Raw genomic sequence first — 17,958 nt, 5'->3', positions numbered from 1 at the left:
AATGTCACCGGCTTGATAAAAGCGGGAATGTCCAGAACCACCCCCGCCACCCTAGCCCTTAATGCTGCCGGCATCGCCTACAGTTTGGCGACCTATGATTATGATCCGAACGCTGACCGCGTCGGGTTGCAGGCGGCCGAGGCGATGGGCGTTTCAGCCAGTATCGTCTACAAGACACTGATGGCTCTGGTGGACGGCCAGCCTGTCTGTGCCGTGGTGCCATCGGACGAGGAAATCAACATGAAAAAGCTCGCCGCAGCGGCAGGTGGCAAGTCGGCGCAGATGATGAAACCAGCCGACGCCGAACGACAGACCGGCTACCGGGTCGGCGGTATCAGCCCGTTCGGACAAAAAAGGCAAACTATTATATTAATTGAAGAATTATCGATATTGGAGGAAGAAATATTCCTCAATGGCGGCCAAAGGGGCCTGCAGGTCCGACTCAATCCAGCCGACGCCATTCGCGCGCTCGGCGCCATCTCAGCCGACCTCATCCGCTAGGTTTTCCAGACAGACAAAAGGCGCCCGATTGGACGCCTTCATTACCATTCCAAACCTGATTGCGATCAATCAGCGGGCCATGTTGCGGGCCAGATTCTTGATGTCGTAACGGTTGATACCCAGATCATTGAGCGAACGGGTGTCAAGCGAGTTGAGTTCACGCACGGTCTGCTGATACTGAGCGAATTGAGCGAGTTTTTGACGAATGTTCATGACTTGGTTCCCTTTCCTTGGATGAGCAATAACTAAGTTATCCCCGCCCTGCTGAGTAGTGGTATAATCAGAAATCCTGCTATGCGCTGAGTGAATGGGAACTTATCCAACATTTCGTTAATCAGGCTTTTGTCATCGAAACTGGTTCAGACCATATTTCTGGCCTATGCTGAATTTGGCTGGAATCGATTGCGCAAACTTTGCTTTGACATCGTCCCGCCAACATCCGCCGGGTGCCTGCCTGCGCGGTGAAACTGTCTGCCAGAACGAGATTTTATCCGGTTTACGGACGCCTTGGGGGGATATGTGCCGCCTCGTGCGTTCCTGCATATTGAAGGTATTGACGTGTTCGACAGCGAAGGCACCCAGACGGACGCCACGGTTTTATTGGGTATCGGCCTCAAGATTGCGGCGGTTTGCATCTTTGTCAGCATGTCCACCATGCTCAAAGCCGCCGAGGGCATTCCTGCCGGACAATTGGTGTTTTTCCGCTCGGCTTTTGCCATCATACCGGTCTTGATCATGCTGGTCGTTCGGGGAGAACTCAGGCAGGGATTTAGTACAAAGCGGCCACTCGGACACGTTCTTCGCGGCACTATCGGGATTACCTCAATGAGCCTGGGGTTTTACGGTCTTACGCAATTGCCTCTGCCCGAGTCCATTGCCATCAGCTACGCCACGCCGCTGCTGATCGTAGTGCTGAGCGCCATACTCCTCAAGGAGCAGGTCCGGCTATATCGCTGGGCGGCGGTCATTGTCGGATTGGTCGGGGTGTTGGTCATTTTGTGGCCGCGTCTCAGCATTTTGAGCGATGGGAGCCAGATCGGCGGGCAATCAATCGGGGCACTTGCGGCACTTGCGGCAGCGTTTTTCGCGGCCGCCGCAATGCTGCAGGTTCGCAATCTTGTACAGACCGAAATGACGGCGACGATCGTGCTATATTTCTTTGTTACCGGGAGTTTGCTGTCGCTGCTCAGCCTTCCATTCGGCTGGGTCATGCCCAACGGCCAGCAACTGGCCCTGCTGATTGGGGCGGGTCTGGCGGGCGGCGTGGCGCAAATATTGGTCACCCAATGCTACCGCTACGCCGACATGTCGGTCATTGCGCCATTCGATTATACATCAATGCTACTCGGGCTGGCCGTTGGCTACATTCTTTTCGCCGAAATTCCGACGGTGCCGATGCTGGCGGGAGCGCTTTTGGTAGTAGGTGCCGGCATTTTCATTATTCTGCGGGAGCATCAGCTGGGCCTGAAACGGCGACGCGCCAATGCGGCGGCGACTCCCCAAACCTGAGCGCGGCGCGACTGCTGCGCCACACCTGCGGGAAAATCCGGTTACCGACGCGGTGGAAGCACCGATTTTGCTTGCATGTTGTCAAAGCCAAACTCTATCGGTCGGGCAATGCAGGAGAGGCTAAAAATGAATATTTCGTCTATTCGCCGCTCCAGTCTGTCGGCCCTGCTGTTTGTCGCCGCACTGGCGGGCAGCGCCGGTTCGGCACTGGCTCAGTCGGCACCCCTGATGCTGGATGGCACGCGACTGACGCTTAACGCGCTCGGTCACAAATTGACGCTGCCGGCGCCGCATTGGCTCGACAGCGCAGCCGGGCAGTCGCTGGAGGACATGGCCAGCGTTAATTACAGCGAAGATCCGCGCAAGGCTGACCTCGATATTTTCCCCAAGGGTGAGAGCGCCGAAAACTGGACCAGCGCAGTTGGCGCGCGTCTATTGTTGCAGCCAACCCGGCCGCTCGCCGATTACCGCTCGAGCGAGATGACTTATTATTCCCAAACCTGCCAGCCCCAAACCAGCGGCTTTTTTCAGCCTCGAAGCCGACAGTGCCGACAATCTGGCGACGCTGGGATTTGTTTGTGGGGCCTTTATTGACACATTGCCCAACTATGCGGGCGACGGTGAAGTGATGTTGATGCAGTTCAAACGCACGCCGAAGGGCCTGGCGATGGTTTATCAGAAGTGGCGCGGCAAGGCCTTTAATCCTGGCATGCCGGCGAGTTGGCCGGTCGCGACGGATATTGTCCAGACGGCGGTGCTGCAGCTCAAAACCGATGTCGCGCTTTTGGCTGCGGATTGACGGAACAGAACAGAGCGCCTAAGTCGAGCCAATGAGTAGAGAACACAAGCCCACGGGGCCTTCCCAGCGAATGCTGCGGGTTGGTGAACTGGTCCGCCACGCACTGGCGGCGATGTTTGCGCGCGGAGAAGTTGAGGATGACGCGCTGCGCGGCGCCGTCATTACAGTACCGGAAGTGCGCATGACGCCGGACCTGAAACTGGCCAATGTCTATATCATGCCGCTTGGCGGCGAACGGGCCGGAGAAGTGGTTGCGGCGCTCAATCGGCATCGCAAATTCATTCGCGGTCAGGTTGCGCCTCAGATCAATATGAAATACGCGCCCGACGTGCGGTTTTTCATCGATGATACGTTCGAAGAAGCCAGTCGGATCGACGCGCTGTTGCGGTCGGACAAAGTGCGCCAGGATATCGAACGCGGCGAGGACGGGGATGACCAGTAACTTTGGGGCATGGTCAGCTTGAACCAGGTCAAGCGCGTCAAACGCAATGTGTCGGGCTGGCTTGTCCTTAACAAGCCCTACGACATGACTTCGACCCAAGCCGTAGGCAAGGTACGCTGGCTGTTTGGCGCGGCCAAGGCGGGCCACGCCGGCACGCTTGATCCCCTCGCGACTGGCATATTGCCTATTGCGCTGGGCGAAGCGACCAAAACCGTGCCGTTTGTGCAGGATGGCACCAAGGTCTATCGCTTTTCGGTCAAATGGGGCGCGGCAACGGCCACCGACGATGCGGAGGGCGAGGTCATTGCGACCAGCGATCATCGCGCAAGTGCGGCGGAAATTGAGGCGGTTTTGCCCGACTTCATCGGCACGATCAGCCAGGTGCCACCGATCTTTTCAGCACTCAAGATCGACGGCGAGCGGGCCTATGATCTGGCGCGGGCGGGTGAGAAGGTAGAGTTGGCAGCGCGCGAAATCCACGTCGACTCGCTTAAACTGCTGGACCATGGCAGCGAGAAGTCGGTGTTTGAGGCGGTCTGCGGCAAAGGCACCTATGTTCGCGCCATCGCACGCGACATTGCCGAGCAGGTTGGCACGAAAGGCCATGTCGTTGGACTACACCGTGGCGCGGTCGGACCGTTTCATGATGAGGACGCGGTGAGCATTGAACAGCTTGAAGCGCTGGACCTGACAGACCGCGATGCGCTGTTAAAGCCGATTGCGACGAGTTTGATAGAGCTACCCGAGATCCGGCTAACCCAGCAACAATTGAGCGGTGTCAAGCATGGCAATTCTGTGCTTCTGACCGGCGCCGGAGCACCGGTTAGCCTCGACGAAGCGTGGGCCAGCTTTGCGGGTGAGGTTGTGGCTACAGGCCATGTTGAACATGGTCAGTTTGTGCCACGCCGGGTGTTCAACTGAATTGGCGGCTGGGCCATGTCCGGCTTTGCAATAAATTCTGGCGTCGGGCGCCACTTTAGACTATAGAGCGCCCAGCACGGGGCTATTGCTCCCGTGCTATTCATGGCCTCTCCTGGACGACATCCCGGAAGAGGCGACCCAAATCCTCGTATCTGAAAGGATATATCCGATGTCGATTACGCCAGAGCGCAAAGCCGCGCTGATCCAGGAATATGCAATCAAGCCAAACGACACCGGTTCGCCCGAGGTCCAGATTGCAATCCTGTCGGAACGTATTGCCAATCTAACCGAGCATTTCAAGGGCCACGCCAAGGACAACCATTCCCGCCGCGGTCTGCTCAAGCTTGTTTCGACCCGCCGCAGCCTGCTTGACTATGTCAAGAAGGGCGACGACGCGCGCTACAAGTCCTTGATCGAACGTCTTGGCCTGCGTCGCTAGTAGATGCATCAGGACAATACTGGTGCGGGGATATTTCCGCACCGGTGTTCCTGCGATCGCAGGAAACCAGCGTAGACCGGTATTTGACGGAGCATGGCAGGATTATTAGCCGCTCATAGACAGGCCTCAGGTCAACAAATCATCCAGTGATTGGTTTCGTGAGGCTACCCGATTTCTGGGAGCGTCTTGTTGTCTTGCCCATGTTTCGCCAGCAAAAACCGGGCGGAAACCGTGTCTGAATTTGAACCGCTATCGTGCACATGGGGTGCAGTTGCGGTGCGGGCACAACGAATATCTGTGCGGGCGCTACGCCCCGCGCCAGCGGATGTTCGGCAAACGGAAAGCAAAACTATGTTTGACCACCATAAAGTGGAACTCAACTGGGGCGGCCAGCCGCTGACCCTTGAAACGGGCAAGATCGCCCGTCAGGCCGATGGCGCCGTTTTGGCGACACTCGGCGAAACTGTGGTTCTGGCCACGGTCGTTTCGGCAAAGTCGCCGAAACCGGGTATCGATTTTTTCCCACTGACCGTCAATTATCAGGAAAAGTATTTTGCTGCCGGCAAAATTCCTGGCGGTTATTTCAAGCGTGAGGGCCGTCCCTCTGAAGCCGAAACACTGACTTCGCGCCTGATCGACCGGCCCATCCGGCCATTGTTTCCAGACGGGTACAAGCACGAAACCCAGGTCGTGATTACCGTTTTGCAGCACGACATGGAGAACAATCCCGACATTCTGGCCATGGTTGCTGCATCGGCTGCTCTGACTATTTCGGGCGTACCGTTCATGGGACCAATCGGGGCGGCTCGCGTTGGTTATGTCGATGGCGAATATGTGCTCAACCTGCCGGTTGATCGTCGCGACGACAGCAAGCTTGATCTGGTCATCGCCGGTACCGCTGACGCCGTTCTGATGGTTGAATCAGAAGCCAAGGAGCCTGTCTGAAGAAGTCATGCTTGGCGCTGTGCTTTTCGGCCATGAAGAGAGCCGCAAGGTCATCGAAGCCATCATCAAGCTGGCCGAACTTGCCGCCAAGGAGCCTCGCGAGTTTGAAGGGGCAGACCATTCGGCTCTTGAAGAGGAAATGCTGGGCTTTATCGAAGCTGACCTGCGCGACGCCTACAAGAATACCGCCAAGGAGGCCCGTTACGCCGCGATTGATGCAGCCAAGGCCAAGGTCAAGGCGCAGTTTGCTACCAAGATCGAAGACGGCACCTACACCAACGAAGTCATTGGCGCTGTGTTCAAGCATTTGCAGGCCAAAATCGTGCGCTGGAACGTGCTCGACACAGGACTGCGCATTGACGGTCGTGACCTTTCAACGGTTCGTCCGATTGTTTCTGAAGTTGGCATGCTGCCTCGCACCCATGGTTCGGCGCTGTTTACCCGCGGCGAAACCCAGGCACTGGTCGTTGCGACCCTGGGCACCGGTGACGATGAGCAATTCATCGACCAGCTAGAAGGCACCATCAAGCAGAACTTCTTGCTGCATTACAACTTCCCTCCATATTCGGTCGGTGAAGCTGGCCGCATGGGGTCGCCCGGCCGTCGCGAAATCGGTCACGGTAAGCTTGCCTGGCGCGCTATCAATCCAGTGCGCCCAAAGGCAGAAGAATTTCCCTACACCATCCGCATCGTTTCCGAGATCACCGAATCCAATGGTTCATCGTCGATGGCCACGGTATGCGGCACCTCGCTGGCGCTGATGGATGCGGGTGTTCCCCTGCCCCGTCCGGTCGCCGGCATTGCGATGGGGCTGATCCTTGAGGGCGAAAAATTCGCCGTTCTGTCCGATATTTTGGGCGACGAAGATCACCTTGGTGACATGGACTTTAAGGTTGCAGGTACAGAAGCGGGCATTACTGCCTTGCAGATGGACATCAAGATCGCGGGTATCACCGGCGAGATCATGAAGATCGCGCTGGAACAGGCCAAGGGCGGCCGTATCCACATTCTTGGTGAAATGGCCAAGGCTTTGACGACCGCTCGTTCAGAAGTCGGTGAATTTGCTCCCCGCATTGAAACCATGAAGATCCCGACCGACAAAATCCGCGAAGTGATTGGTACCGGTGGTAAGGTCATCCGCGAGATCGTCGAAAAAACCGGCGCAAAGATCAACATCGAAGACGATGGCACGATCAAGGTTGCTTCGTCTGATGGCAAGGCCATCGACGCGGCAATCAAGTGGATCAAGTCGATCACCGATGAAGCTGAAGTTGGTGCCATCTATCAGGGCACCGTCGTCAAGACCGCCGATTTTGGCGCCTTCGTGAACTTCTTTGGTGCCAAGGATGGCCTTGTCCATATCTCCCAACTCGCTCAGGAGCGTGTCGCCAAGACCACCGACGTGGTCAAGGAGGGTGACAAGGTCTGGGTCAAATTGCTTGGCTTTGACGATCGCGGCAAGGTTCGCCTGTCGATGAAAGTTGTCGATCAAGAGACCGGCAAGGAACTGGTCGCAGAAAAAGCCGAGTAATCTCGACTTTTCCCACAGATTTCTACGGAAAAATATTCGGACCCGCGCCAATTTGGTGCGGGTCTTTTTTGTCATTTCCGCCGACAATGTCAGGCATAAATCAAATGCATAATGGCGTGGTAGATTTACTTGGCGTTAGACAAGACATGGTATCTGAATGGTAACCACAAGAATTTCTGGTGTTGCCTAGATTTATCGACGCCGCACAAACTCTTGTGATCACTGAATTATTGGGAACTGAATCAGGAACGCTGCATTTTTCAATCACATCCGCGCGAATTGTGCACCATATAGCGCAATTGCAGCGACTGAGGTTTTCCTGCACTCGACAAAACGGGGCCGGTCGATCTAGGTCGTTATCAATCAAGATTCTTTTGTACAGGTATTACCTCGTGATCAGTCGCCGTTTATTCATGATTGGACTGCCGCTGGCGCTAGCCGCCTGCACCACCACCAGAGCACCAATAGAGCCATCGATCAATCCATTCTACCTGTCGATGTATGGTCCGGTATTGGGCGAACCATATCAGGTAGCTGGCGTTAATTTGCGTCAGGTTGATCCGAAATGGTGGCGTCAGGACGTTCCTTATGCGACGGGCGAAAAGCCTGGCACATTAATTGTGGATACGCAGGCCCACTATCTGTACCTCGTTCAGGAGGGTGGCCGCGCCATGCGATATGGCATTGGCGTGGGACGTGAAGAGGCCTTGCAGTTCAAGGGCAATGCCAGCATTGGTCGTCGGGCGCAATGGCCGACATGGACTCCAACGCGATCAATGATCAAGCGCGAACCGGATCGCTATGGTCCCTATGCCGGTGGCCTGCCGGGCGGCCCGACCAATCCATTGGGGCCGCGCGCGCTCTATCTATATAAGAATGGTCGCGACACGCTGTTCCGCATCCATGGCACGACTGAGCCCTACACTATTGGTACCAATGTGTCGTCAGGCTGCATTCGTCTTATGAATCAGGATATTATCGACCTATATGGTCGCGTACCTACCGGCACGCGCGTCGTCGTTATTAGCTAACGGTTCAAGGGTGCCTCTTGCGGCATCCCTTGTTTACCATCGCGCGAATGTGCGAGGTTGCGGGTACGTCATCCCGGTAACCTCGCCCATGAATCAATCCCCCCTCATCTCAGTTCGTGAACTGGCAGTCCTTCTCGGCCAGCGGGGCGTCAGTATTGTCGATGCGTCTTGGCACATGCCAATCGAGCAACGCGATCCGAACGCGGAATATCTTTGCGCGCATATTCCTGGCGCCGTATTTTTCGATATTGATGCGATAGCCGACCAAACCAGCGGCCTGCCCCACATGCTTGCCGCAGAGAAGATTTTTGGGGCCGCAGTCAGCGATTTGGGGATCAATCAGGACGACAAGATCATCGTCTATGATAGCGTGGGACTATTTAGCGCGGCGCGTATCTGGTGGAATTTCAGGATCGCCGGTGTGCGCCAGGTTTATGTCCTCGATGGCGGCTTGCCGGCATGGCGCGATTTGGGGTTGCCGCTTGAAAAAGGCGCTCCGGCGAAGACACCAGGGCGGTTTCCGGCTCACTATAACAGGGCGCTCGTGCGCAGTTTTGAGCAGATGCTCGCAAACGCGCAATCTGGCGATGAGCAGATCATTGATGCGCGGGCTGGTGACCGGTTTCGCGGCGAAATGGCAGAACCGCGCGCCGGACTGGCGTCGGGTCACATTTTGGGCAGTCTCAGTTTGCCGTTCACAAATTTGATTGTGAATGGTCGATTGCGTCCCGCCGACGAATTGCGCAGGGCGTTTGCCGAGATCGAGATCAATCTGGAGCAACCTGTGGTCACCACATGTGGTTCTGGCGTCACAGCCGCCGTGTTGGCGTTGGCGCTGAGTGTCATCGGTCGGAACGATGTCGCGATATATGACGGTTCCTGGTCGGAATGGGGCGGTCGCCCCGAAAGTGCCGACCTGATTGCAACGGGGAAATAGCGCCAACAAGGCGCTTGCCGATTGTAAACAATGGTCGCCAAACTATAGTGGCGCCATGAAAAATTTCTCTGCTGACGATGTTCGCAAAGGCCTGGAGTGGCCCGTTCTGATCGCTGCGCTCGAACGGGCATTTTCCAAGGGCGCAATGGCGCCAATGCGGCAGCATTTGCAGGTTGGTGGCGACACTATAAACGGCAATCTTTTGCTGATGCCTGCCTGGCAGCCCGGCGAACATATCGGGGTAAAACTGGTCACGGTGTTTCCCGACAATGAAGCGGTGGGTTTGCCAGCAGTGGCCAGTACCTACACGCTTTTTGATGGCAAGAACGGCGCCGTGGTCGCGCAAATTGATGGCGGCGAATTGACGGCGCGCCGTACGGCTGCGGCCTCGGTTCTGGCGGCCAAATTTCTGGCACGCAAGCTGTCTCGGAATCTGGTGATTTTGGGAACAGGACGAGTCAGCACAAATCTGGCGCAAGCCTATTGCGCGACCTTTGATATCGAGACATTGACGATTTGCAGCCGGTCACTGGACAAGGCGGAAAAATTGGCAGGCGAACTCGGGCGGATTGCGCCTAATGTCGTCGCCAGCACCGACGTTGCAGTCGCTTTAGCCGACGCCGACATCGTCAGCGCCGCAACATTGGCGAAAACCCCGATTGTTCTGGGCAACCTGCTTCGACCCGGAACTCATGTGGATCTGGTCGGCAGCTTCCGCACCGACATGCGCGAAGCGGACGATGCGGCATTGGCGCGCGCAAAGGGCATTTATGTCGATACGTTTGAAGGAGCAAGCAAGGAGAGCGGCGACATTACCCAGCCAATGGCAGCGGGGACGTTGCAGCGCGACGGCCTGTTGGCCGACTTGGCGATGCTGTGTCGCGGCGAGCATCCCGGCCGAGAAAGCGAGGACGAAATCACCATATTCAAATCGGTGGGCACGGCGCTCGAGGATTTGGCCACAGCGGTAGCCCTCGCCGCCAATGACGGGCGCCCTTCTATTTGATTTTGGGCCAAGTATCGGACAGGCGGTAACCCGAGGGCCAGGGATCTGCGGGATCAAGCATTTCCTGACGGGTGCCAGTAATCCACGCCCGACCGCTAATTGAAGGAATAATTGCGGGTTTGCCAGCGAGGTCCGTCAATGCCTCCAAACGGCAGAAAAACTCGGAACCGATAATGGAGCGACCGACAAACTCATCGCCAACTGCCATCAGGCCACGCGCCTGCAGCACCGCCATGCGAGCCGAGCAGCCGGTGCCCGTTGGTGAGCGGTCGACTTTTCCCGGTTGGATGACGACGGCGTTGGCGCCGGTCAATCGCCCCTCGACGGTCTTTAACGGGGCTGCAATCTGGCAAAAGGAAATGTGGGCCCAGTCGGGGTTGGTCGGATGGGCAAAGCCCAGCTGTTCGTTTGCGGCGCGGGTAATGCGAATACCGATTTCGGCAATGTCACGTGCTTCATCCTCACGGATGGCGAAACCCAGCGCTTCCCCATCGGCGATGACAAAGCTGTCGCCGCCATAGGCTGTATCGACAGTCAGCGTGCCGATGCCCTCGACATCGATCGTGGCGTCGAGTTGGTCAACAAACGAGGGCACATTACGCACGCTGATCGATTGCGCCTTGCCGTTACGGCATTGGGCAACCACCTCGACCAAGCCGCCGGGCGCTTCAAGCGTCATGCGGGTTTCGGGTTCGGTCATGGGCACGATGCCGCCGTCCAGCAACACGGTGGCGACACAGATAGAATTGGAGCCCGACATCGGCGGGGTATCTTCTGGCTCCATGATGATCCAACCCATAACCGCCCGTTTGTCCTTGGGTGGCACCAAAAGGTTGATATGGCGGAAGACCCCACCGCGCGGCTCGTTCAAAACGAAATTGCGCAGGCTCTGGTCCCTGGCAATATAGCGCGACTGTTCCCAAAGCGTCTCGCCCGGCGGCGGTGCAACGCCACCCACGATCACATCACCCACTTCGCCTTCGGCATGACAGGATACAATGTGGATGGATTTAGTGGTGCGCATGACGTTTGATCCGGCAGTTCGAGGCTATTCGATATGCAAGGCGGGTTCGCCAAGGACGTCTGGTAGAGGCGTAACGCCCAGTCCTGGAGCATCGGGCGCCGTCATGAAACCATTGTCGCGCTGGGGTGCCCCGTCGGCGATGCGTGTTGTCACATAACTATTGAAATCGGTTGCGGAAAAGCAGAACTCCTCGGGGGTAGAGCGCGCCAGATGGGCGATTGCGGCGGTGGTTATATCGCCACCCCACGTGTCCTCAATGGTCATGGGGATGCCGCTGGCGACCGCGAGATCTCGCATCAAACGGGCTTTGGTCAGGCCACCGACCTTGGAAATCTTGAGGTTGATGACGTCCATCGCGTCGTCGGCCAGCCCTTTGACCAGGCTACCGACATTGTCGATGACCTCATCCAGAACGAAGGGTCGACCGGTGCGGCGGCGGATCGACAGGCATTCCTCGTAGGTCGGGCAGGGTTGTTCGATATAAACGTCGACATCAGCAACGGCGGCAACAACGCGAGCGGCTTCGGCGCGCGTCCAGCCGGTGTTGGCATCAGCCACCAATGTGTCGCTGGGCGACAGTATATTGCGACAAGCTTTGATTCGCGCGATGTCCTCGTCGGCATTGCCACCAACCTTGAGTTGGAATTTGGTATAGCCCTCGGCACGATAGCCGGCGATCTTGGTCGCCATTTCCTCAGGCGATTGTTGGGAAATGGCCCGGTAAAGAGCAACCTCGTCCTGTGCGCTACCGCCGAGAATCTTATAGACTGGCAACTCGGTCAGCTTGCCCAAAATATCCCAACAGGCAATATCAATGGGCGCCTTGACGTAGTTGTGGCCGCGCAACACCGCGTCCATGTGGCGATTGATATTGTTGAGATCGGTGGGGTCCATGCCAAGTAGTTTCGGGCCAATTTCGTGCAGACCACTCCGCACGCCCAGCGCGTAGGCTGGTAGATAAGCGGACCCAAGCGGGCAGCATTCGGCGTAACCGGTAATGCCGGCATCGGTCGTGATACCGACAATAGTGGTGTCAAACACATCGACAAAATTGCCGTTGGACCAACTATAGCGACCCTCCTTGAGCGGCAAGTCAACCTGCCAGGCGGTGATGGCGGTAATCTTCATGGAATTGGGTCCTTTGCTCAGGTGACGATAAAACCGTGTTTGAACGGGTCGCGGTCATCGACAAAAATGGTGTTAAGGCCAGTCATGCGTGCCCAGCCTGCGATTGAGGGGATGATGGCGGAGAAATTGCCAACGGTTTGGGTGTTCTCTACCCTGCCCTTAAAAATCGATCCGATGATGCTTTCGTGGATGAAATCATCGCCCGCCTTGAGGCGCCCACGGCCATACCACTGGGCCATCCGCGCCGATGTGCCGGTGCCGCAGGGTGAACGGTCAATGGCCTTGTCGCCGTAAAATACAGCATTTCGGGCGGTTGATCCGGCGTGCTTGGGCGCGCCGGTCCACATAATGTGGCTCAATCCATTGATTTCGGGTTTTTCAGGATGCACGAAGCTGTGCGTCTCATTAAGGCGCTGGCGCAGTACCGGGCTCCAGCGGATGAAATCGGCCGCCGAATATTGGTCCATGTCGCCAAAATTGTCCTGCGGATCGATGATGGCGTAAAAGTTTCCACCATAGGCGACATCGACCTTGAGCGGGCCGAGATCGGGGCATTCTACCTCCAGATCCGTCGCGTAGAGGAACGAGGGCACATTCGTCAGCTTGACCTCTTCGACATAATCTCCCTCCTGCCGATATTCGGCAATGACGAGGCCCGCGGGCACTTCGAGCCGCACGGTGCCCGGCGTCCGAGGGACTATCAGGCCCTGCTCAATGCCCATGGTGACCGTGCCGATGGTGCCGTGGCCGCACATGGCCAGGCACCCAGAGGTTTCGATAAACAGGATAGCGACATCATTGTCGGGATTGGATGGAGGATAAAGGATGGAGCCCGACATGACATCATGCCCGCGCGGCTCAAACATCAACGCGGTACGGATCCAGTCATACTCGGCCAGAAAATAGGCGCGACGCGCTAGCATATTGTCGCCGTTTAGACGCGGTCCGCCGCCCGCCACCAATCGAACCGGATTGCCGCACGTGTGACCATCAACGCAAAAAAAGCTATGTCGTGCCATTGGAAAAGCCTGGATCAGAACCGGTCCGCCCGAAAGGGCGCGACATCGATTGGTGTGGTTTGATGTTGAACAAGATCAGTTACGAGTCGCCCTGTGGCGGCCGATTGGGTCAACCCCAGATGACCGTGACCAAAAGCATAGACGATATTTGGCGAGGCTTTCGAGCGTCCGATGACAGGCAGGCTGTCAGGCATCGAGGGTCGATATCCCATCCATCGTTTGCCGCCGGTGGTTTTGAGCCCTGGCATGAAATCAGCGGCCTTTTTGAGCATGGCGTCGGATCTTGCATAGTTCGGCTTGAGTTTCAGTCCGCCAAATTCCACTGCGCCGCCAACTCGAATACCTTGATCGAGCGGGGTGACGACAAACCCGTGGCCACCGAAAATCAGTTGCCGTTTCAGGTCAAACGCCCCCGAAGGAAGCGTGGTATTGTAGCCGCGCTCGGTATCGAGCGGCACGCTATCGCCCAAACCGGCTGTCAGGGTTTTTGACCAGGCACCGCAGGCGATTACGGCCTGCGCAGCCTGCACAACGCCGCCGTCTTCGAGGGAAACGGTAACGCCGTCGTTGTTTGGCGCTAACGCTGTGACGGATTGGGAAACAAGGGTTGCACCCTGCCCCATGACGGCGTCAGCCAGCGCACAGGCGAACTCATAGGGCTCGGCAACCGTTTGCCATTGCGGCACGTAGGTGCCGATTGCGAAGCGGGATGCAAGTCCAGGCTGTAAGGTCGACAATTCCTGACCGCGCACGTGCTCAAAGCCAATACCGTAGCGCTCGCGGATCGCCCAGCCGGGCAATGAGGCGTTGAATTCTGCTTCGCTTTCGTAAAGTTCAAGCGAACCGTTAGAGCGCACCATGTGGTCGGTGCCAGCAGCCAAAGTGAGGTCGGCCATTTCGGTGCTTGCCAGTTGCATCAAGGCGACCTGGGCAGCAATACCGGCCTCACGTCGGTCGCGCCAACCGGCGCGCCAGAAACGGACGAGCCATGGCAATATTTGGGGAAAATAGGCCGGCGGAATGCTCAGCGGGCCTAGCGGGTCCAGCATCCAGCCCGGCACCTTGGCCATCATGCCTTTGGCCGACAATGGCAGCACGTCAGAAAAGGCGAGAGCGGCAGCATTACCAAAACTGGCGCCCTGGGCAATGCCGGATTTGTCTATCAATGTCACCTGGCGCCCCGCCTGTTGCAGGCGAAACGCAGCAGACAGGCCGATGATACCGGCTCCCACAATGGCGACATCAGCCCGTTTCGATTGGACCATTTACTGTCTTCCGACTAATCGAGGGGCCCGAGTTGGGGGCGGTTGTCGAGCGCTGTCTGGATGATTTTTTCGATCCGCGCCCGCTCCTCGCCAACAAGCGTCAGTCGCGGTGCTCGCACCCATTCGGCGCCTTCACCAGCCATCTGATTGGCGAGCTTGATATATTGGACCAATTTTACAGCCGTATCGAGATGCAGCATCGGCATGAACCACCGGTAGATCGCCAGCGCCTCGTCGATGCGACCGGCCTTGGCCAATCTGTACATCTGGACCGATTCACGCGGAAAGCTGTTGGTCATGCCAGACACCCAGCCCGTGGCACCAAACAGGACATTTTCCAGCATCAGATCGTCAACGCCGCAGAACAGCTTGAAGCGGTCGCCAAGCACGTTGATCATGTCAGTTATACGGCGGCTGTCGTGGCTTGATTCCTTGACCGCAACGATGTTTTCCTGCCCGGTCAGTTCAACAAAGTCCTCGGGTAGCAAATCGACTTTGTAGGCAACGTGATTGTTGTAGATCATTATCGGCAGATCGACGGCATTCGACAGGGTTTTGAAATGCTCGACCGCTTCACGCGCGTCCTGCTGGTACACCATGGTTGGTAAGGCCATGAGACCAACGGCACCTGCCTTTTGCAACCGCTTGGCGGTTTCGATGGCCAAATCGGTGGTGTTTTCGGCCACACCAGCGATCACCGGTGCCCGACCGTTGGCTGCTTCCACCGCGGTTCGGACGACGGTTTCCTTTTCGTTTAGCGACAGCGACGAATTCTCGCCAAGGGTACCGAGCATGATGAAGCCCTCGCACCCTGCATCGAGGCAGGACTCGACGTGGCGCGCGGTGGCAGGCATGTCCAGGGCGCCGCCCTGCTTCATTTCAGTCATCAGGGCGGGAATAACGCCTTGCCAGTTCACAGTCATTTCAGTCTCACATATTCAGGATTGAAGAATGGTCACTCGCCCAGATAGGCTTGGACGATGGAATTATCGGCGCGCAGTGTTGCTGCGTCGCCCTGCATGCGGATGTGCCCGCTTTCGAGCACATAACCGTAGTCGGCGAGTTTGAGCGCCAGCCGCGCGTTTTGCTCAACCAACAGGATCGTTGTGCCCGCTTCGCTCAGCCGCTTGACGATTTGCATGGTTTCGATGACAAGCTTTGGTGCCAGACCCATCGAGGGTTCATCCAGCAATAACAGGCGTGGTCCATGCATCAGGGCGCGACCAATGGCCAGCATCTGCTGCTCGCCGCCCGACAACAGCGACCCGTCGCCATGCTGACGTTTGGCCAGCACCGGAAACAACCCAAAGACCTCGTCCATGCGCTTGCGCCGTGTCGCTGGATCCTTGACGGTGAATGCACCAAGTTCAAGGTTTTCACGCACACTCAATCCGCGTAAGACGTGTCGTCCTTCGGGCACATGCACCAAGCCGCGCCGGGCAATCTCGTGGGCCGGGGTCTGGGTGATGTCTTCGCCTTCGAACAAGACCTTGCCGTCAGTGGCGCGAACCAGACCCGAAATGGTCTTGAGTGTCGTTGTCTTGCCCGCACCATTGGCCCCGAGCAGGGTCGCCATGGCGCCTTTCTCAACTTGCAGGTCAATGCCATTGAGTGCCACGATGCGGCCGTAGCCGGCGGTGACGTTTTCCAATTGCAGGATGGTTTCTGCCTCGGCGCTCATAGCAGGTCCTCCCCGTCTTCCTGGCCGAGATAAGCTTCGATCACCTTGGGATCGGCCTGTATTTCCTTGGGCGCACCCTCAGCGATCATCACACCATGATCGAGCACGCTGATACGCTCCGATATTTTCATCACCATGCCCGTGTCGTGTTCAATCAACAGCACCGAGATATCGAGTTCGTCGCGGATACGGCCGATAAGTTCGAGCAATTCCTGCTTTTCGCCACTATTGAGCCCGGCTGCCGGTTCATCGAGCAACAGCAATTGTGGGCGGGTGGCCAGGGCACGGGCAATCTCGACACGGCGTTGATGGCCATAGGCCAGATTTGTCGCATCGCGATCCATTTCGTCGGCAATGCCGACGAAACGCAGGCACTCAATGGCATGCGCGCGAATGGCCGCTTCCTCGCGACGCTGGCTTGGCAGGCCTAAAATCGCCGATATTGCACCAGCCTTGGAACGACAATGGCTGCCCGACATGACGTTTTCCAGAACGGTCATCTGGTGAAACAGCCGGACGTTCTGAAAGGTGCGAGCAATGCCCGCCTGAGTGACCCGATGCGGCTTGAGTTTCATCAACTCATGGCCATCAATGGTGATCGAGCCGGCCTGGGGCTTGTAAAAGCCGGTGATACAGTTGAACAGCGAGGTTTTGCCTGCCCCGTTGGGGCCAATCAGGCTGACGATGACACCCCGCCCCACCGTGAAATTGACATTGTCGAGCACGGTATTGCCCGCAAAGCTCAGCGACAGTCCGGAGAGTTTGAGAAGAGGATTGCTCATCTTATTTCCCCCTCACCGGCCAGATGCCGCTAGGGCGGAACAGCATGACCAGCAACAGGCCAACTGCGAAAAGCAGGAGGCGATATTCGCCCAGATCGCGCAGGAGTTCTGGCGCCAGCACCACAATGAACGCGCCCAGAATAACACCTGGTATCTTGCCCATGCCACCCAGAATAACCGCCATCAAGATCAACACCGATTGCTGGAAAGAGAAGGCTCTCGGGCGAAATCGCACTGAGGTTGACGGCAAAGAAGGCGCCACCAATCGAACCGAAAATGGCGCCCGTAATGTAGGCGGCCAATTTAATCCGCACCGTATCGATGCCCATGGCCTCAGCGGCGTCCTCATCGTGACGGACATAGAGCCAGGCCCGCCCAAGGCGCGAATGTTGCAGCCTAACGCAAACGATAACGGCGATAATCGCGAGCACTACGAACACATAGTAGAATTCGACCGGCGTATTAATGTGCCAGCCAAATAGCCATGGTTGCTGGATACCCGAGATGCCGCTGGCACCACCGGTGATATCGAGATTGCGGGCGGAGAAACGAACGATTTCTCCAAAACCGAGCGTGACAATGGCCAGATAGTCGGATCGCAGCCGCAAGGTCGGTGTACCAATGACAACGCCGGCAACGACGGCAGCGCCAACCGCAATTGGCAGGGTTAGCCAGAAATTGAGACCGAATGTATGGCTGAGAATGCCAATAGTATAGGCGCCGACGGCAAAGAAAGCTGCATAACCCAAATCGAGCAGGCCAGCATATCCGACCACCACGTTGAGTCCGAGCGCCAGCACCACATAAAGCAGCGCATTGGTCAGGATGACAGTGGCATAGGGGCCAAGGGTCATGGGCGCAATGATGAGCAACCCGATGATGACCGCAAAGGCGATATAGCGGTTACGTGGCTCATCGAACAACGCCAACAGATTGCCGAGAGAGTTTGAGCGGGACTGGGCCATGGCTACATCCGCTCCTGTTCAGACTTGCCCAAA

The 17,958-nt window shown here is 57.1% G+C and carries 19 protein-coding genes and 2 pseudogenes; 11 read left to right on the top strand and 10 right to left on the bottom strand.

Annotated elements, in window-relative coordinates; all coding sequences use genetic code 11:
• Window positions 1-27 precede the first annotated feature (27 nt).
• Window positions 28-501 carry a Cys-tRNA(Pro) deacylase gene (gene ybaK / locus PSQ19_RS00105; protein WP_282219090.1) on the top strand — a complete coding sequence of 158 codons (474 nt, stop codon included), beginning with the start codon at window positions 28-30 and terminating at the stop codon, window positions 499-501.
• 69 nt (window positions 502-570) lie between these two features.
• Here ybaK and PSQ19_RS00100 read toward each other — a convergent pair whose 3' ends face one another.
• Window positions 571-714, bottom strand: a complete 144-nt coding sequence (locus PSQ19_RS00100) for a DUF1127 domain-containing protein (protein WP_282219089.1) — start codon at window positions 712-714, stop codon at window positions 571-573.
• A 306-nt stretch (window positions 715-1,020) separates the two neighbouring features.
• On the opposite strand from PSQ19_RS00100, the gene PSQ19_RS00095 reads away from it, so the two are divergent.
• The 10 genes and pseudogenes from PSQ19_RS00095 to lhpI all read left to right on the top strand — a co-directional run bounded on the left by PSQ19_RS00095 (window position 1,021) and on the right by lhpI (window position 10,061).
• Window positions 1,021-2,010: a DMT family transporter gene (locus tag PSQ19_RS00095; protein ID WP_282219088.1), complete on the top strand. Its 990-nt coding sequence runs from the start codon at window positions 1,021-1,023 to the stop codon at window positions 2,008-2,010.
• Window positions 2,011-2,136: 126 nt separating this feature from the next.
• The gene (locus PSQ19_RS00090; protein WP_282219087.1) at window positions 2,137-2,604 is read left to right on the top strand and encodes a hypothetical protein; all 468 of its coding nucleotides are present in this window, start codon (window positions 2,137-2,139) and stop codon (window positions 2,602-2,604) included.
• A 40-nt stretch (window positions 2,605-2,644) separates the two neighbouring features.
• Entirely contained in the window at window positions 2,645-2,809 is a 165-nt protein-coding gene (locus PSQ19_RS00085; protein WP_282219086.1) for a hypothetical protein, read from the top strand.
• Window positions 2,810-2,840: 31 nt separating this feature from the next.
• Entirely contained in the window at window positions 2,841-3,251 is a 411-nt protein-coding gene (rbfA, locus tag PSQ19_RS00080) for a 30S ribosome-binding factor RbfA (protein WP_282219085.1), read from the top strand.
• Between the two features lie 9 nt (window positions 3,252-3,260).
• Window positions 3,261-4,172, top strand: a complete 912-nt coding sequence (gene truB, locus PSQ19_RS00075; RefSeq protein ID WP_282219084.1) for a tRNA pseudouridine(55) synthase TruB — start codon at window positions 3,261-3,263, stop codon at window positions 4,170-4,172.
• A 169-nt stretch (window positions 4,173-4,341) separates the two neighbouring features.
• A complete protein-coding gene (rpsO, locus tag PSQ19_RS00070) occupies window positions 4,342-4,611 on the top strand; it encodes a 30S ribosomal protein S15 (RefSeq protein WP_282219083.1) in 270 nt (89 codons plus the stop codon).
• Window positions 4,612-4,962: 351 nt separating this feature from the next.
• Window positions 4,963-7,087: pseudogene (gene pnp, locus PSQ19_RS00065) on the top strand (polyribonucleotide nucleotidyltransferase).
• Between the two features lie 413 nt (window positions 7,088-7,500).
• Entirely contained in the window at window positions 7,501-8,118 is a 618-nt protein-coding gene (locus PSQ19_RS00060; RefSeq protein WP_282220757.1) for a L,D-transpeptidase, read from the top strand.
• An 88-nt stretch (window positions 8,119-8,206) separates the two neighbouring features.
• Window positions 8,207-9,055, top strand: coding sequence for a 3-mercaptopyruvate sulfurtransferase (gene sseA, locus PSQ19_RS00055; protein ID WP_282219082.1), 849 nt, complete (start codon window positions 8,207-8,209; stop codon window positions 9,053-9,055).
• 55 nt (window positions 9,056-9,110) lie between these two features.
• Window positions 9,111-10,061, top strand: a complete 951-nt coding sequence (lhpI, locus tag PSQ19_RS00050; protein WP_282219081.1) for a bifunctional Delta(1)-pyrroline-2-carboxylate/Delta(1)-piperideine-2-carboxylate reductase — start codon at window positions 9,111-9,113, stop codon at window positions 10,059-10,061.
• Here the strand turns inward: lhpI and PSQ19_RS00045 are convergent.
• From PSQ19_RS00045 to PSQ19_RS00005, 9 genes and pseudogenes are all read right to left on the bottom strand, one after another.
• Complete coding sequence (locus PSQ19_RS00045) at window positions 10,054-11,085, bottom strand: trans-3-hydroxy-L-proline dehydratase (RefSeq protein WP_282219080.1); 1,032 nt, start codon at window positions 11,083-11,085, stop codon at window positions 10,054-10,056. The two genes, lhpI and PSQ19_RS00045, sit on opposite strands and share 8 nt — an antisense overlap.
• Before the next feature lie 24 nt (window positions 11,086-11,109).
• Entirely contained in the window at window positions 11,110-12,213 is a 1,104-nt protein-coding gene (locus PSQ19_RS00040) for a cis-3-hydroxy-L-proline dehydratase (protein WP_282219079.1), read from the bottom strand.
• A 17-nt stretch (window positions 12,214-12,230) separates the two neighbouring features.
• Window positions 12,231-13,232, bottom strand: coding sequence for a 4-hydroxyproline epimerase (locus PSQ19_RS00035; RefSeq protein ID WP_282219078.1), 1,002 nt, complete (start codon window positions 13,230-13,232; stop codon window positions 12,231-12,233).
• A 14-nt stretch (window positions 13,233-13,246) separates the two neighbouring features.
• Entirely contained in the window at window positions 13,247-14,497 is a 1,251-nt protein-coding gene (locus tag PSQ19_RS00030; RefSeq protein WP_282219077.1) for an NAD(P)/FAD-dependent oxidoreductase, read from the bottom strand.
• Between the two features lie 14 nt (window positions 14,498-14,511).
• On the bottom strand, window positions 14,512-15,420 hold the full coding sequence (locus PSQ19_RS00025; RefSeq protein ID WP_282219076.1) for a dihydrodipicolinate synthase family protein: 909 nt from the start codon (window positions 15,418-15,420) through the stop codon (window positions 14,512-14,514).
• A gap of 32 nt (window positions 15,421-15,452) precedes the next feature.
• Window positions 15,453-16,178, bottom strand: a complete 726-nt coding sequence (locus tag PSQ19_RS00020) for an ABC transporter ATP-binding protein (RefSeq protein WP_282219075.1) — start codon at window positions 16,176-16,178, stop codon at window positions 15,453-15,455.
• A complete protein-coding gene (locus tag PSQ19_RS00015) occupies window positions 16,175-16,960 on the bottom strand; it encodes an ABC transporter ATP-binding protein (protein WP_282219074.1) in 786 nt (261 codons plus the stop codon). The genes PSQ19_RS00020 and PSQ19_RS00015 overlap by 4 nt, the downstream gene beginning before the upstream one ends.
• Window position 16,961: 1 nt before the next feature.
• Window positions 16,962-17,144 (bottom strand): ABC transporter permease family protein, encoded by a 183-nt coding sequence (locus PSQ19_RS00010; RefSeq protein WP_282219073.1) that lies wholly within the window; start codon window positions 17,142-17,144, stop codon window positions 16,962-16,964.
• A gap of 109 nt (window positions 17,145-17,253) precedes the next feature.
• Window positions 17,254-17,814 (bottom strand): annotated as a pseudogene (locus PSQ19_RS00005) (branched-chain amino acid ABC transporter permease); the annotation flags it as partial.
• Window positions 17,815-17,958 lie beyond the last annotated feature (144 nt).

The sequence above is a fragment of the Devosia algicola genome (assembly GCF_028816455.1).
Lineage (GTDB): Bacteria > Pseudomonadota > Alphaproteobacteria > Rhizobiales > Devosiaceae > Devosia > Devosia algicola.
Note: the sequence above shows the minus strand (reverse complement) of the source record. Positions and strands in the feature narration are given on the sequence as shown.

Bases quoted from the DNA above. Each gene is read 5' to 3' on its own strand.
- PSQ19_RS00085 (WP_282219086.1), top strand. From the start codon at position 2,645: ATGCAGTTCAAACGCACGCCGAAGGGCCTGGCGATGGTTTATCAGAAG.
- PSQ19_RS00015 (WP_282219074.1), bottom strand. From the start codon at position 16,960: ATGAGCAATCCTCTTCTCAAACTCTCCGGACTGTCGCTGAGCTTTGCG.
- PSQ19_RS00010 (WP_282219073.1), bottom strand. From the start codon at position 17,144: ATGGCGGTTATTCTGGGTGGCATGGGCAAGATACCAGGTGTTATTCTG.
- sseA (WP_282219082.1), top strand. From the start codon at position 8,207: ATGAATCAATCCCCCCTCATCTCAGTTCGTGAACTGGCAGTCCTTCTC.
- PSQ19_RS00060 (WP_282220757.1), top strand. From the start codon at position 7,501: ATGATTGGACTGCCGCTGGCGCTAGCCGCCTGCACCACCACCAGAGCA.
- lhpI (WP_282219081.1), top strand. From the start codon at position 9,111: ATGAAAAATTTCTCTGCTGACGATGTTCGCAAAGGCCTGGAGTGGCCC.
- PSQ19_RS00090 (WP_282219087.1), top strand. From the start codon at position 2,137: ATGAATATTTCGTCTATTCGCCGCTCCAGTCTGTCGGCCCTGCTGTTT.
- rbfA (WP_282219085.1), top strand. From the start codon at position 2,841: ATGAGTAGAGAACACAAGCCCACGGGGCCTTCCCAGCGAATGCTGCGG.
- PSQ19_RS00100 (WP_282219089.1), bottom strand. From the start codon at position 714: ATGAACATTCGTCAAAAACTCGCTCAATTCGCTCAGTATCAGCAGACC.
- PSQ19_RS00020 (WP_282219075.1), bottom strand. From the start codon at position 16,178: ATGAGCGCCGAGGCAGAAACCATCCTGCAATTGGAAAACGTCACCGCC.
- PSQ19_RS00035 (WP_282219078.1), bottom strand. From the start codon at position 13,232: ATGGCACGACATAGCTTTTTTTGCGTTGATGGTCACACGTGCGGCAAT.
- PSQ19_RS00040 (WP_282219079.1), bottom strand. From the start codon at position 12,213: ATGAAGATTACCGCCATCACCGCCTGGCAGGTTGACTTGCCGCTCAAG.
- ybaK (WP_282219090.1), top strand. From the start codon at position 28: ATGTCCAGAACCACCCCCGCCACCCTAGCCCTTAATGCTGCCGGCATC.
- PSQ19_RS00045 (WP_282219080.1), bottom strand. From the start codon at position 11,085: ATGCGCACCACTAAATCCATCCACATTGTATCCTGTCATGCCGAAGGC.
- truB (WP_282219084.1), top strand. From the start codon at position 3,261: ATGGTCAGCTTGAACCAGGTCAAGCGCGTCAAACGCAATGTGTCGGGC.
- rpsO (WP_282219083.1), top strand. From the start codon at position 4,342: ATGTCGATTACGCCAGAGCGCAAAGCCGCGCTGATCCAGGAATATGCA.
- PSQ19_RS00025 (WP_282219076.1), bottom strand. From the start codon at position 15,420: ATGACTGTGAACTGGCAAGGCGTTATTCCCGCCCTGATGACTGAAATG.
- PSQ19_RS00030 (WP_282219077.1), bottom strand. From the start codon at position 14,497: ATGGTCCAATCGAAACGGGCTGATGTCGCCATTGTGGGAGCCGGTATC.